Annotated in this window: 13 protein-coding genes; 7 read left to right on the plus strand and 6 right to left on the minus strand. The window is 41.6% G+C overall.

The features are described from left to right. Positions 1-48: 48 nt before the first annotated feature. A complete protein-coding gene (locus tag DET59_RS05060; RefSeq protein WP_113968527.1) occupies positions 49-2,793 on the plus strand; it encodes a GTP-binding protein in 2,745 nt (914 codons plus the stop codon). Positions 2,794-3,188: 395 nt separating this feature from the next. Here the strand turns inward: DET59_RS05060 and DET59_RS05065 are convergent, their stop codons facing one another. Further along, complete coding sequence (locus tag DET59_RS05065) at positions 3,189-4,052, minus strand: STAS domain-containing protein (RefSeq protein ID WP_113968528.1); 864 nt, start codon at positions 4,050-4,052, stop codon at positions 3,189-3,191. A 256-nt stretch (positions 4,053-4,308) separates the two neighbouring features. On the opposite strand from DET59_RS05065, the gene DET59_RS05070 reads away from it, so the two are divergent. The 3 genes from DET59_RS05070 to DET59_RS05080 all read left to right on the plus strand — a co-directional run bounded on the left by DET59_RS05070 (position 4,309) and on the right by DET59_RS05080 (position 6,652). Then, entirely contained in the window at positions 4,309-5,118 is an 810-nt protein-coding gene (locus DET59_RS05070) for a basic amino acid ABC transporter substrate-binding protein (RefSeq protein WP_113968529.1), read from the plus strand. Between the two features lie 158 nt (positions 5,119-5,276). Beyond that, positions 5,277-5,933, plus strand: a complete 657-nt coding sequence (locus DET59_RS05075; protein WP_113968774.1) for an amino acid ABC transporter permease — start codon at positions 5,277-5,279, stop codon at positions 5,931-5,933. Then, positions 5,930-6,652 (plus strand): amino acid ABC transporter ATP-binding protein, encoded by a 723-nt coding sequence (locus DET59_RS05080; protein ID WP_113968530.1) that lies wholly within the window; start codon positions 5,930-5,932, stop codon positions 6,650-6,652. Before DET59_RS05075 ends, DET59_RS05080 begins: the two co-directional genes overlap by 4 nt. Positions 6,653-6,771: 119 nt before the next feature. Here DET59_RS05080 and DET59_RS05085 read toward each other — a convergent pair whose 3' ends face one another. From DET59_RS05085 to DET59_RS05100, 4 genes are read right to left on the minus strand one after another with little or no spacing between them, the layout of a single operon-like run. Next, positions 6,772-7,302: an RNA polymerase sigma factor gene (locus DET59_RS05085; protein ID WP_113968531.1), complete on the minus strand. Its 531-nt coding sequence runs from the start codon at positions 7,300-7,302 to the stop codon at positions 6,772-6,774. A 25-nt stretch (positions 7,303-7,327) separates the two neighbouring features. Continuing rightward, positions 7,328-9,298 carry a DUF6449 domain-containing protein gene (locus DET59_RS05090; protein WP_113968532.1) on the minus strand — a complete coding sequence of 657 codons (1,971 nt, stop codon included), beginning with the start codon at positions 9,296-9,298 and terminating at the stop codon, positions 7,328-7,330. Further along, a complete protein-coding gene (locus DET59_RS05095) occupies positions 9,270-10,172 on the minus strand; it encodes an ABC transporter ATP-binding protein (protein WP_113968533.1) in 903 nt (300 codons plus the stop codon). Before DET59_RS05095 ends, DET59_RS05090 begins: the two co-directional genes overlap by 29 nt. Continuing rightward, positions 10,159-10,554 (minus strand): GntR family transcriptional regulator, encoded by a 396-nt coding sequence (locus tag DET59_RS05100; protein ID WP_113968534.1) that lies wholly within the window; start codon positions 10,552-10,554, stop codon positions 10,159-10,161. The genes DET59_RS05095 and DET59_RS05100 overlap by 14 nt, the downstream gene beginning before the upstream one ends. A 303-nt stretch (positions 10,555-10,857) precedes the next feature. On the opposite strand from DET59_RS05100, the gene DET59_RS05105 reads away from it, so the two are divergent. Together DET59_RS05105 and DET59_RS05110 are read left to right on the plus strand one after the other, a co-directional pair. After that, on the plus strand, positions 10,858-11,673 hold the full coding sequence (locus tag DET59_RS05105; protein WP_113968535.1) for a ZIP family metal transporter: 816 nt from the start codon (positions 10,858-10,860) through the stop codon (positions 11,671-11,673). 80 nt (positions 11,674-11,753) lie between these two features. Next, positions 11,754-12,296, plus strand: a complete 543-nt coding sequence (locus DET59_RS05110; RefSeq protein WP_113968536.1) for a histidine phosphatase family protein — start codon at positions 11,754-11,756, stop codon at positions 12,294-12,296. Positions 12,297-12,332: 36 nt separating this feature from the next. Here the strand turns inward: DET59_RS05110 and DET59_RS05115 are convergent, their stop codons facing one another. Further along, complete coding sequence (locus DET59_RS05115; RefSeq protein WP_113968537.1) at positions 12,333-12,656, minus strand: YflT domain-containing protein; 324 nt, start codon at positions 12,654-12,656, stop codon at positions 12,333-12,335. Positions 12,657-12,784: 128 nt separating this feature from the next. Here DET59_RS05115 and DET59_RS05120 point away from each other — a divergent pair, with 128 nt between their 5' ends. Beyond that, complete coding sequence (locus tag DET59_RS05120) at positions 12,785-13,111, plus strand: thioredoxin family protein (RefSeq protein WP_113968538.1); 327 nt, start codon at positions 12,785-12,787, stop codon at positions 13,109-13,111. The last annotated feature ends 248 nt before the right edge of the window (positions 13,112-13,359 follow it).

The raw sequence follows: 13,359 nt of genomic DNA on the forward strand, positions 1-13,359 counted from the left end.
TCTGTGAGGTTCCTTGAACAGGGGGATCCACATATAACGGAGGACATTATGACAGAAGAAAAATTACTAATGGAAAAGTCATTCTATGGAACTTTTTTAGTAGACTATGACACGAACCGTCATCCAATTGAAGTACTTGGTCAAGCTTTTGTAGAAGAGCAGCAAAATGAGCCGTATGATTTAACGTTCATTCGCTATGCTCAGGGGGAGGTCTATTTTCATAGCAAGGACTATGAAGCGGCTATTTTCAAATGGGAAAGCATCCAGAACGAATTGGAACCCTGGGCAAAGAAGAATATTGCGGATTCTTACTATGAGATTGGGTTGTTATCGTCAGCGGAGGATGTCTATACAGCTATTCAAACGGAAAGTACGATTTTAACGCTGGAAGTATCCCTGCAGCTATTCTCTCTATATATCGAACGAAATAAGATTCAGTCAGCTTATCGTACCATCGACAAAGCCCTGGCGATCGATCCGGATTATCCCAACGTAACTGAACTCGCCCGGGCTTTTTATGAAGAACAAGAGGACTGGAATAAAGCCGTGGAACTGGCGGTTCAGGAATCGATCCGTACCCAGGATCCTGCCTGGTTCATGATTCTGAGGGAATATGGGGATCAAGGTTACACAACATCCTTTGCACCTACCTATTTCTACGACTTACTGATTGCGGTCTATGAAAAGGATCGTAAACAATTTAAGGATCTCGTATCTGCTCTGTGGACAAGTTACAGAAGCAATCCGGTCGCACATATTGAATGGATGCTGACGGTCAATACAATCTTTGAATATGTAGAAATACTCCCGAACGAATCATGGGAGGACATCTTATCCCAATTCCAGGAAGCATACGTAGGATTCCTGGAAGGCAACTACTTAGTGAAAGACCTGGAAGGCTTTATGCCAAGCATGCTGAGCAATTGGCTGAAAGTGAGCAGGGACCATCAACCACTTTTCCCGGCAGCGGCCGTTTTAGCCTGGAACGATGTCTTTTCGTACAGCATTGAACAGATGGTGACGGATGAGGCGGAAATGATCCTGCTGGAAGGAGACTCCTATCAGGCCCGCTTTGAAGACATAATTCTGTTCTTAAATAAAATTATGGATTGGTCAGAACGAAATGATGCTTCTGTAGGTTATAAAACAAAATGGATTGCGGAGCAGTTAATGGATCTGAGTGAACACCACTTATTGATCGCAGGGAGTGGCTCAAGCGGAAAATCTTCCTTCGTTCAATCCGTTTTAGGTGAGAGCGTCGGTGAGGCTGAAGACTCCACCATCATTTATAGCTATCATGATCAGCAGGTAGAAGTGAAGGAGATTCACGATCATGGGGTTCACAAAGTCGAGAGCATAGCTGATTTTGAAGAGCTGATGCAAAGGGAAGCATTCGTAGAATACAAGCTCCCGTCTGAGTTTCTTAAGAAAAATAGAAGTGCCATCATTGACGTTCAAACCGGCAAAAGGCATCTGGATGATCTAACGGCCTTTTATCCTGTAGCGGATGGATTACTGTATGTCTTGAATGCCGATGCCCCGTTTAATGCAGAGGACAGACAAACCTTAAGAAAATTAGCGGAAATCGGACAGCCTGTGAACGTACATTTCCTATTAAATAAGATGGACAAAGTATCTCATTCCGACCGTACAGAAGAGATCATTGAATCAGCCCGAAACAAAGCCCGGGAATGGTTCCCGGACGCAGAGGTGTTGCCATATTCATCCCTGGAAGCCGTTCATCTGCAGCGACAGGATGTTCAGTCCTTCCTAAAGAAACAGTATATGATGAATGGAAACGTGCTCAAAGCGGAACGTGGAGCCAAATTATTTTACCTGGTCAGAAAAACATTAAGAGATCTATACTCAAAACGTAAGAATCGTGAAAATGAGCTGAAAGACACAATCGAGAAGAATGAAGATATCCTGACTCGTTTGAACGGTTTTGAAAACTACTTGGGTGACATGCAGAGCGATAAGGTATCAGTCATTAAGGATTCTTTCCATAAAAAGAAAGAAGCGATGAAGAAGGAAATCTCTGAGAAAATTCCCCGTATCCTTAGCGGCTGCTCTGACCTGATCAGTGAAGAAAGTGATTTCAAACAGATCCATACAGAGCTAAATGAAGCGATGAATACGCGGATTCAAGGGTATATCCAAGATGATCTCATGCCCCGTTACGTCAAATCCCTTGAAGAATGGCTTGGCTTTTCAAAGCAGGAACTTAAAGACAGCCAGAACTATTTAAATGAGATGAGTGAGACCTTCAACGAGTTATTCGGAAAAGATAAAGTCGTTTTACAATGTGATTTCCAAGTTATGGACGACTGGCGCCGGGATGTAAACCGAATGGGAACGAGAGCCCAGATTGATAAAGAGAATATTCTATTGCGCTTTAAACCGGCTCAGTTCCTATTGAAGAGTGCCGGAAAGCTGTTAGGTGTGTTACCTCAGAATAAGTCGTTACTCTACAATCAATACAAGCGCTACTTAGAGAACGAAGATTATCAGGATATCACGGCATCTGTCGTCAATAAATTTTTCCTTCAATTTGATTTGTTCGAAAAATCATTGCAGCAGGATGTTCACTCTTTCTTCGCAGAGCCATTTAAACAACTGGCCGTCACGATTAAAGATACAGAAACGGATATTGCAAGCGACAAAGAAACATTAAAGAAAATGAAAGCAAATCCGGAGCGATATTTCGACCCGATCACTTTATTCGAAGTGAAACTGCTTCAACATGAATATATGGTGAAAGCAAGTTATAAAGCTTCTCATCATTATTCTTAATAAAAAAGACTGATTCTGCAGGGGGGTGCCCTGCGAGAATCAGTCTTTTTATATTGCTCTTTTCGCAATGGTTGTTATCTTTTAACATAAGCTCTGCAAGGCTCTGTCAATTAGTGTGTGCTAGATGGTGAGGGGAACTGCTTCGCTTTCCGCGGACGTTCGGCCGAGCCTCCTCAGCTTCGCTTCCGGGGTCTCGGCACGACCGTACTTCCGCAGGAGTCTACGCAGTTCCCCTCACCATCTTCACGAGAATTTTCGTGACAGAGCTACAAGGTGTCCAGAAACAATCTAACTAGAAAACAGAATTCATCTTTAAAAGGGAATCAACTATTACTTTCTCTTCTACAATAGCAACATCTTTTATGAAATGAGCCTTTTATTTTGCCTCCATCTTCCTATACCTGCAAAAATGAGCTATTTTCCTGAATGACATCGGCAATGATTCGCTCGAGTGAATTTTCAGTATGGATATTGGAGAAATCCAATCCTAAATGGATGGCTGTCTGGGCAACTTCAGGACGAATCCCGGTGATGACGCTCTTCACTCCAAGCAGATTTAAGGCATCGATGAGGTGAAAGATTTGCTGAGCGACCATGGTATCAACCAATACCACACCTGATAAGTCGATGATCAGCATGGATAAATGGGCATCGGCACTTTGTTGAAGGGTTGCATCTAATATCATACGGGCCCGTGTCGTATCAATATCTCCAATGATAGGCAGAAGTCCTACCTCTGAAGTTAAAGAAATGACCGGTGTACTTAATTCCTTAATCAGGGTTGACTGTGCCTGGAGTCGATTCATTAATATGTTCAGGAACGTGGAAGTGAATGTTTCTAACACATAATCCAATGCGAAATTGATCTTTCGTTCCCACTCGAATACTTCTTTCAACTGGACGTTTACGTTCGATTCTTCCACAAACTTTTCGACATACGTCCAATACACTCTTCTGAACACACCTGAGTTACGAACAACCTCATCGAGAGTCGTACTGGATTTACTACGATCTGCAGCTGTTTGTGAAGTCCAGTTATAAATCAATTCTTTTGACTCTTCTTGAGAAAGTAACAGACACCTGGCGATGATTTTCACATAATTAGAGTTTTGTTCTTTTATTTTGTTGAGTACCTCTGGAGGAGAATCAGGCGAATAGTGAGATCCGGATTTAATATTCTGGAACTTCAACCAGTCTTCAGTGAAATCTAAGGCATGATCAACTAAGTATTCATATAAATCAGACGAATGTGTATCCATAAACTCTCCCTTTAAACTTGGCTTATACTCTTATTCTGAAACCTATAGAGGAGACTGTCAATGTTAAAGGTATTAATGGAGATAAAACAAAGATATCAGATGCATCTTTTTATACATTTTAATATACAAAAATCCGTATCACTAGAAAGATAATTAGTCTGAAAACTAGTAATTTTCCAATAGTTATTGGTTTTCTAGTAAAAAAGTTGTATAATTATAATTATTAGAAAATACAAACTATTTTAGGGGGCCAATGATGAAGAAGAAAGTAAGAGGATTATTTCTAGTATTGATGATTGGAATGGCAGTGATCATGACTGCCTGTGGAAGTGAAGAAGCAAGCGGAGATAAAAAAGAAAAGCTTGTAGTGGGGACCGATGCAGCCTTTGCTCCATTTGAATATATGGATAAAGGGGAAATTGTCGGATTTGATATTGATTTTTTAGAGGCCGTCATGAAAGAAGCCGGTTATGAGTACGAAGTGAAGAACATTGGATGGGATCCATTATTTGCAGCCGTTCAAGGCGGCAAGGAAGTCGATATGGGGATTTCCGGGATCACCATCAATGATGATCGTAAAGAAACGTTTGATTTTTCCAATCCTTACTTTGAATCCACTCACATGATCATGTTTGGCGAAGGTGTGGATATCAAAAGTGCCCAGGACCTGAAAGGACTGAAGATCGGGGTTCAAAATGGAACGACCGGTCAGGCGGCAGCAGAGAAAATTGTTGGGCAGAACAGCTCTGATATCTCTAAATACGAAAACAATGTAGTAGCCATTACGGCATTAAAGCAAGGTCAAGTCGATGCTGTTGTCACCGATAATACGGTTGTAAATGAATATGTGAAAAACAATCCGGATGACAATTTCAATACAGTAGAAGATCCGGAAAACTTCGAATCTGAATTTTATGGCTTAATGTTTCCGAAAGACAGTGAGTTGAAGTCTGAATTTGATAAAGCGGTAAAAGAAGTGATTGAAAATGGAACATATGCTGAAATTTACAAAGAATGGTTTGGTACAGAACCGAACACTGACGCTTTATTAGAACAAGCAGAATAAGGGAACAAGGGGCGTAGTGAAAATGGGGAGGATCTTCTTTATCGATTTTAAAGAGGATTGTTCCTTCTTCACCTGCCCCTTTTATATGAATCTAATTACTACTATTGAAAAGGAAAGCGGGATAACGCCGTTACCGAGACAAAAGGAGTTAGGATATGCTGGATTTCAGATGGGACATTATTGGGGAATACTTACCTTTTTTTCTAAAGGGAGCACTATTAACAATTGGTTTATCGGTTGGAGCCATCTTTTTAGGCTTAATCTTCGGACTGCTGATGGGGATATTCAGAATTTCCCCCTATCTCCTCGTTCGAACACCTTTCATTTGGTACATAAACTTTTTTAGAGGAACACCATTATTCGTGCAGATCCTACTCATTCACTTTGGTGTGATGCCAATGATCATGTCGGAAATTAATCCGGCTGTGTCTGCATTAGTGGCATTATCGTTGAATGCCACAGCATATATCGCCGAGATCTTCCGTGGGGGCATTCAATCCATTGACCGGGGTCAGATGGAAGCGGCCAGATCTTTGGGGATGACCAATCTCCAGGCGATGAGGCATATCATTATCCCTCAAGCATTTAAGCGGATGATTCCGCCACTTGGAAATGAGTTTATCGTGCTACTGAAAGATTCTTCCCTGGCAGCGGTCATTGCCGCTCCGGAGCTTATGTACTGGGGCCGGGCCATGCAGGGGCAATATTATCGTGTGTGGGAACCGTACCTGGCAGTCGCTATTATCTATTTAATCCTTACTCTATCTCTTACGTATCTACTAAACTATATTGAGCGGAGGATGGCAACCGAATGATTAAAGCAGTGAATCTTAAGAAGTCCTTTGGAGAATTAGAAGTATTGAAAGATATCAATGTCAATATCGAACCGCAAGAAGTGGTAGTGGTAATTGGGCCATCGGGTTCAGGGAAATCAACGTTTCTGCGTTGTTTGAACCTTTTGGAATCGATTACCGATGGACATGTCTATATTAAAGATCGGGACATCACGTCCAAGCAAACAGACATCAATAAGGTCCGGACCGATGTGGGGATGGTTTTTCAACAATTTAATCTGTTCCCTCATAAGACGGTGATCCAGAACATTATGCTCTCACCGATGAAGGTGAGAAAGTGGCAAAAAAATAAAGCGGAGCAGAAGGCGTTGGAACTTCTTGAAAAAGTGGGACTGTCTGAAAAGGCTTATGTGTACCCGGACTCCTTATCAGGAGGGCAGAAACAGCGGGTCGCCATTGCACGGGCACTTGCCATGGAGCCTGAAATCATGCTGTTCGATGAGCCCACTTCAGCCCTTGATCCCGAAATGGTAGGAGAGGTGCTGGAGGTAATGAAACAACTGGCGAAGGAAGGCATGACCATGGTGGTCGTAACCCATGAAATGGGTTTCGCCAGAGAAGTAGGGGACCGTGTCATCTTTATGGACGGCGGGTATATCGTGGAAGAAAACCTGCCGTCTGAGCTCTTTGGCAATCCGAAACATGAACGAACCCAGGCGTTTTTAAGTAAAGTGCTATAATTTTGGGTCATATTTAGGGGAAACGTTATAAACCCAGAGGTCATATCCCCATTTGAGAACATTTATTTTCAAATCCAAAATTCTACGACAAAAGGAGCCCTTCAACAAGGCTCCTTTTTCTATGCAGTCTGTGCATAAACGATCGAATACAGCTGCTTTCTTCCCCGGTGAAAACGGGTTTTGACGGTGGAGGGAGAGAGGTTCAGCTTTAAAGCAATCTCCCCATCACTAAGATCCTGTGTCACTTTCAATGACATGACTTCCTGCTGAGAAAGTGGCAGCCTCTTAATATTTTCCTGGATGCTGCTCTTAAGAAATCGTGCTTCAATCTCTATTTCCAGAGGGTTATGATCCTGTATGGATTGAACCTCTTCCTCAACTTCCATATAGACTTCATTGCGTTTCGATTCTTTTCGGATGAAATCGATTGCTGTACATCTTGCGATAGAAGTGAGCCAGGACTTCGTTTTCGTCACATCGAGTAAAGTATCCATCCTGATGTAAGCCTTGAGAAAGGTTTCTTGAACGATATCCTGTGATAGATGAGCGTCCTTTGTCATCGTATAAGCGATATGATAGATCAGTTTATGAAATTGTCCATACATTTCCTCTAACGTGAGAGGAGATGGTTGCATCTGTAGTGTGTCCATATGGCTTCACCTCGACTTTCTATAGTCAATTGTCCGTTTTATTCTTCAGGAATGAAGGCGTATCTTCAGCTTTTAAGCCTCGCACTTCGATATTTCCGTGGGTTTTATACTTGATGATCACTATATATTCATTGGTCATCTGATTGTATACGAGTTGATTCATGATGGCTTCTACGTGTTTGGAGTCCGCTACTTCGACCCCTTTGTTTTCTTTCTTTAACTCCAGGGCTGCCGTATCTAGATCTACGACGTTGAACAGACGGTTGCGGTAACGCTCTTGATCGATCACGTACATCCACTCTACATCATCTGCAGTCACCCTTATATCTTCAAGGTATCCATTCTCCTGTAGCCAGGATTCGAATTTCTTATCGTTATTCCGTACCCCGACATGGGTCCATTGGTTCTCTGAAAGAAGTAATTCAACGTTATAGAGGTTCACTCTGTCGCGATCTTCAAACGTATCATTATAGGTTTCTTCTTTTAAAATCCCGATGGCTTCATTGATTTGTTCGGGATCGACAATGCTTATACTCTGTCTATTCCCCAAATCAGAATAAATCGATAGTTTGTCTACCTTGCTTGAATCAACGGAAAAGATTTGTTCCGTCGTTTCTTTATAATTTTTCATTTCATAGAGTGAAGCGTACTGGGATTTGAATTCGTCTATATTCACTTGGTAGTTCCTCACCAGCTTACTGCCATCTTTCATCTTGTAATAGAAAAAGATCTGCTCGCTACCGTCACGGTGAACGATATTTTGGCCAGGGTTGTTAACAATTTCTTCATGAAGGTCCAGAACCGCTTCAATTGTTTTATCTTCGCTAATAAATGGCTCTTCAATGAGTGTTTCTGGATTGTCCGTCAAGGAATAATAGCTTGGGCTCACATGCACTTTTTCTACATCTTCCAATTCAGGAATCTTCTTTTCATATTGAAACAAATCGAACTGAATGAATAAACCGATAAGAGAGATGGCCACGGCAAACCCGACATAGCCCTTCCAATAACTGAACACTCTCCAATGTTTTTGTAAAACCATTTCTGCAAGATAGTAGCCAATGAATGAGCCTATAAAATAGCCGAATAAGGTCCATTCCGTCTCTTGGTAGATTCCATTAAAGTACATGCCGCCAACCAGCATGAAACAGAATGCGACTCCATATTTGAACAGGGGTCTGAGGACAGGATAAACAATGGCAAGGGATGCTGCTTCTACTTTTCTCGTTTTATACAATACATACGATAAAACATAGAGTAGGAGAGTGATAGCTATGAACAGTGTTACATCCATTCCGGAAAAGATTTTATTTTCCAGATATACGGCCTTGATGACTGGGGAGTATTGTTCAATTTGGATATTGAAAAAATAATCCTCAGGAAATCCATATAATAGATTTTTCAGGCTGAAGCATACGAGCATAAACATTCCAGCCGGTAATAGGAGCAGGATGTAAGTCATTACGCCCTGTACAGCTGTCAGTCCCGTTATCATGGCCATAAAGGTAGCGGCTGTGAACAGAAGGCTGTTCATAAGGATGGTGATGCCGCACCAGATGAAAATGTCTTGAACACTAATAAATTGATGAAGATCCGTTAATGAATAAAGGGAAAGTAAAATCGCTGTATTCAGTACAATTGGCGTGATGAGAATGACAAACCCTGTAACGGTAAAATGATAAAACAATTTGCTGCGTGTCAGTGGAAGGCTATGCATGAAGTCTGCAGCCTGTTTTACATGTAAATAACGGAAAAGGAAAAGGGATAGGATGACTGGAACGAACAGCATCAAACCCATTTGGATCGGGTATTGCATTTTGAATAGGTTTTCGTAAATGGCAATCGGATAGGGCTGATTGTCATTAGATAGTTTACCGATAATGTCAACCGGCAAAGAAAAGAGAAGTCCGATAAAATAAACGATTCCTACCCACCCAACATTCCGAAGGCTTTGAATGATGACTTCCTTATTGATCCATGATGTTTTGGATGGCATATCCGACGTCCTCCATTTCATAAACAAATATTTCTTCAAGGGTCAACGGTAACATATCGAAGATCACCGGATGATAAGGGTGGATCATGCTTCTCACATGCTTTTCGTCACCTCTTACGATGCAGAGCGATACGCTTCCCCTGGTCTCTTCGTGCAGAAGATCAAGCTCAGTAAAGAGCTTCTTAGGTATCTCGCCTTTAAAGGCCAACTGAAGTTTATGAATCCCGGATTTCAAATCATCAAGCTCTTTCTCCAGTAAAAATCTTCCCTGATGCAAAATTCCGATATGATCACAAATATCTTCCACCTCACGCAGGTTGTGAGAGGAGATAAGGATCGTCATCTCCCGGTTGGCCACTTCGGTGATCAGTACGCTTTTTACCTTCTTACGCACGACAGGGTCTAATCCGTCAAGGGGTTCGTCCAGAATGAGCACATCCGGTTGAGTGGATAATGCAAGAATGAAAGCTGCCTGACGCTGGACTCCTTTGGAATACTTATGAAGCTTTTTGTGAGGGTCTATCCCAAATAGGCCGGCTAGAGATTTATATTCATGCTCATCCCAACGACTATAGGTATTTTGATAAAATCTTGCCATTTGATTTAAGGTATAATGAGCGAAGAAAAACGGTTGATCAGGAATGAAGACCAAGGTTTCTTTCGTTTGGATATTTTCAAAGACCGGTTGATCTTTTAAATAAATATCTCCACTTTCGGGCTTCAGAACTCCAGAAATGGATTTGAGTAGTGTCGTCTTTCCTGCACCATTCGATCCGAGCAGTCCGTAAATCGATCCCTTTTGAACAGAGAACGAAACGTCATGGATGATTGTATTACCTTCAAAGGATTTACTTAATGATTTAATCTTTATCATCAGATTGATTCCCTCCTACCGATGCCTCGATGTCAGCAATCATCTGCTTTAAATCTTCAGGCGTGATCCCTAAATATAGAGCTTCAGACAAAAGTTTAGACAACTCTTCTTTTACTTTCATGATTTTCTCCGCGTTTTGAATGTGATTTGATGGATTAACAAAGCTACCCCGTCCTTTCACAGAATAAATGAACCTTTGAGTTTCAAGTTCCCTATAAGCTTTTTGGATTGTGTTTGGATTTATCGTCAGTTGCTGAGCCAATGCACGAACGGAAGGCAATTGTTCGTCAGGCTTCAACACCTCATTAATGATTAACTCTTTTAACTTCTCCACTAATTGTTCATAAATGGGCTTTCGACTTCTTAAATCAAGCTCAAACATATCCACCCTCCCAACTGTATACAGTGTACTATGTGTCTTAATACAGTTAAGTATATAACAAGTTCTGCCAGTTTGGGAAGAGGGGAAATGAAAAATATTTGAGAGAGCTATCTGCCTTGTGAATAAGGTCCCTGGGATTTGGAAGTATAAGTATGATACAAACACAAAAATAGATGAAAAGCATATATATATAAAAGTGAAAAAACGTAGTAAATATGAAATATGACATTTCCTTTGACAAAGAAAGTTTCCTTGATGCAAAATGGTGGTATTGAAAATTTTTGATCGGAGGAGAGGATTGGCATGTTCTTAGATTGGTTAAGTGGATTCAATCCAGTTGTCCAGGCTCTGTTTGGCGGTACGCTGACATGGGGGTTAACCGCACTGGGGGCTGCATCGGTTTTTTTCTTCACCAAAATTGAAAAGCATACATTGAATATGATGCTTGGATTTGCTGCAGGTGTCATGATAGCGGCATCGTTTTGGTCACTTCTTGCTCCTTCTATAGAGTTCAGTGAGCAAAATGGTCAGATTCCATGGCTCGCTCCTGCTATTGGTTTTTTGCTTGGCGGCCTGTTTATTAGACTGTTGGATTTTGTAGTACCTCATTTGCATCTCGGGAACTCAGCGGAAAAAGCCGAGGGACCTCCAACTAAATTTAAAAAATCAACCTTACTATTTCTTGCAATCACCCTTCATAACATTCCTGAAGGTTTAGCCATCGGTGTGGCTTTTGGGGCGGCGTCAATGGGACTTGGTGACGCAACATTGGTAGGGGCAATCGGGCTTGCAATCGGAATTGGCATACAGAACATGCCTGAAGGTGCGGCCCTGTCCATTCCGTTGCGCGGAGAAGGAATGTCACGTCTGAGGTCCTTCAACTATGGTCAGCTTTCAGCCATCGTTGAACCCATGGCTGCCGTAATTGGTGCAGCTGCTGTCCTTTTAGTGCAGCCATTGCTTCCTTACGCACTTGCTTTTGCCGCAGGGGCCATGATTTTCGTGGTAGTAGAAGAGCTGATCCCAGAGTCTCAATCCTCTGGAAGTACAGACTTGGCTACATTGGGACTCATGCTTGGATTTGTTGTGATGATGATTCTGGACGTATCATTGGGATAATAAAAGTAAGCATGCGGCTTAGATCGCATGCTTTTTTCTTTTCCAAATAATAGTATAATGAAAAGGGAGGGGGCGAAAGTGTGAAGATTGGTCTCGTGAGGCATTTTAAAGTAACAAGAGGATATCCTGATAGATTTGTGACATCCGAAGAACTAATGAATTGGGTAGAAGAGTACGATGAGTCTGATGTAGAAGAGAATGAGGTTGATCTTCATGATATTGAGTGGAGGAAGTGCTACGCAAGTGACTTAACCAGGGCAGAAGTAACAGCTCGAAATGTCTATGCCGGGGATATCGTATCGTTGAAGGAACTACGTGAAATCAGACTATCTCCCATATTCAGTTCCAAGAGGAAGCTTCCACTGTTTTTACATTTGTTTATGATCCGTGTAGCCTGGTGGTTTAATCATCGTTCTCAGCCTGAAAGTAAGAATGAGATCCTCAAAAGAATCAACGGCATTGTCGATACGGTCATGCAAGAGGGTGAGGACGTTCTCATTGTAGGCCATGGCGGAATTATGCTGTTTATGAGAAAAGAGCTGATTAAACGAGGGTTTAGAGGTCCTAAGTTTAGAAGACCGGTAAACGGGAAGCTTTATGTTTTTCAAGACAAAAAAGGATGATTCCGGGGAATCATCCTAAGTCAATTTTCTAAAAGGTTAGTTCTTAACAATCAATAATATCTTTCCTTCATCGAGCTTTTCTTCGTACTGATCCGCTTCTTCGTGAGAAAATCCAACTTCCATCAGCTTGTTTCGGAGTTCGTCGCCTTTATTCAGAATCATGTTCCCCACTGCAGTCCCGATGCCTGTTTCCTTTACACCGATTTCATTGGCGTCCGCTCCATCAGCTACTCTGTCCGTCCGGTCATCATCATGGGATAATACATAAAGATTATGTTTGTCCACTCCTTGAGAAGAAAGCTTTTCAACTTCTGTAATTAATTCCTTATCGTCATAAAATTCCTTGACAGTCGGTTTCATTTCAGGTCGCCTCCATCATTCAAATTGTTTTGTCGTTTATCTTTTCCCGCAGGTTTTTAATGGTAAACGTTTGGAGATGTGGGTATACCTATTATGAAGGTGAAATCACAGAAGGGAGGCCATAAGATATGGAAGAAGTTCATTCTTTAGAAACCATCAAGGCTACACTGGCAGGGGAAAAGATGGTGTTACTATACATATCCAGACGCAACTGCTCTGTTTGTCATGCTTTGCTACCCCAAGTGAAAGGGCTGCTGGAAGAGTTTCAAGATATAAAGTCCATTCATGCCGACGTAGAAGAAATGCCGGAAATAGCCGGTGAGTACTCCATCTTCACTGTACCGGTCGTCATCGTATTTGTAGAGGGAAAAGAAATGTTCAGGAAGGCCCGATTCGTTCCAATCGATGAATTACATACCCAAATTTCCCGTTTGGTGAAGATGTTAGACAACTAAACAAACGTTTGATTAAGAGAGAAAGTTGTTGATCTGACAAGGTAGAAAGGGTTAAACGGTTGTTTAACACTGTAGAAATAATAATCGAGAGTCATATTAATTTGGAGATTATATACAAGACAAAAGAGCTGATAAAAAAATAACGGGTTCCGTTAACTATCGTCAACATTAAAAATGTAAGTTAAAATGCGCATCCATTTGCCTATTAAATGCATACGCATTTTTCATTGGTTTAAATCCATTTATAG

Source organism: Rossellomorea aquimaris, assembly GCF_003315075.1.
GTDB lineage: Bacteria > Bacillota > Bacilli > Bacillales > Bacillaceae_B > Rossellomorea > Rossellomorea aquimaris_C.

Excerpts from the sequence above, each read along its gene's own strand:
- DET59_RS05100 (WP_113968534.1), bottom strand. The coding sequence starts at position 10,554 with ATGTTTGAGCTTGATTTAAGAAGTCGAAAGCCCATTTATGAACAATTA.
- DET59_RS05115 (WP_113968537.1), bottom strand. The coding sequence starts at position 12,656 with ATGAAACCGACTGTCAAGGAATTTTATGACGATAAGGAATTAATTACA.
- DET59_RS05065 (WP_113968528.1), bottom strand. The coding sequence starts at position 4,052 with ATGGATACACATTCGTCTGATTTATATGAATACTTAGTTGATCATGCC.
- DET59_RS05090 (WP_113968532.1), bottom strand. The coding sequence starts at position 9,298 with ATGCCATCCAAAACATCATGGATCAATAAGGAAGTCATCATTCAAAGC.
- DET59_RS05105 (WP_113968535.1), top strand. The coding sequence starts at position 10,858 with ATGTTCTTAGATTGGTTAAGTGGATTCAATCCAGTTGTCCAGGCTCTG.
- DET59_RS05095 (WP_113968533.1), bottom strand. The coding sequence starts at position 10,172 with ATGATAAAGATTAAATCATTAAGTAAATCCTTTGAAGGTAATACAATC.
- DET59_RS05070 (WP_113968529.1), top strand. The coding sequence starts at position 4,309 with ATGAAGAAGAAAGTAAGAGGATTATTTCTAGTATTGATGATTGGAATG.
- DET59_RS05120 (WP_113968538.1), top strand. The coding sequence starts at position 12,785 with ATGGAAGAAGTTCATTCTTTAGAAACCATCAAGGCTACACTGGCAGGG.
- DET59_RS05080 (WP_113968530.1), top strand. The coding sequence starts at position 5,930 with ATGATTAAAGCAGTGAATCTTAAGAAGTCCTTTGGAGAATTAGAAGTA.
- DET59_RS05085 (WP_113968531.1), bottom strand. The coding sequence starts at position 7,302 with ATGGACACACTACAGATGCAACCATCTCCTCTCACGTTAGAGGAAATG.
- DET59_RS05060 (WP_113968527.1), top strand. The coding sequence starts at position 49 with ATGACAGAAGAAAAATTACTAATGGAAAAGTCATTCTATGGAACTTTT.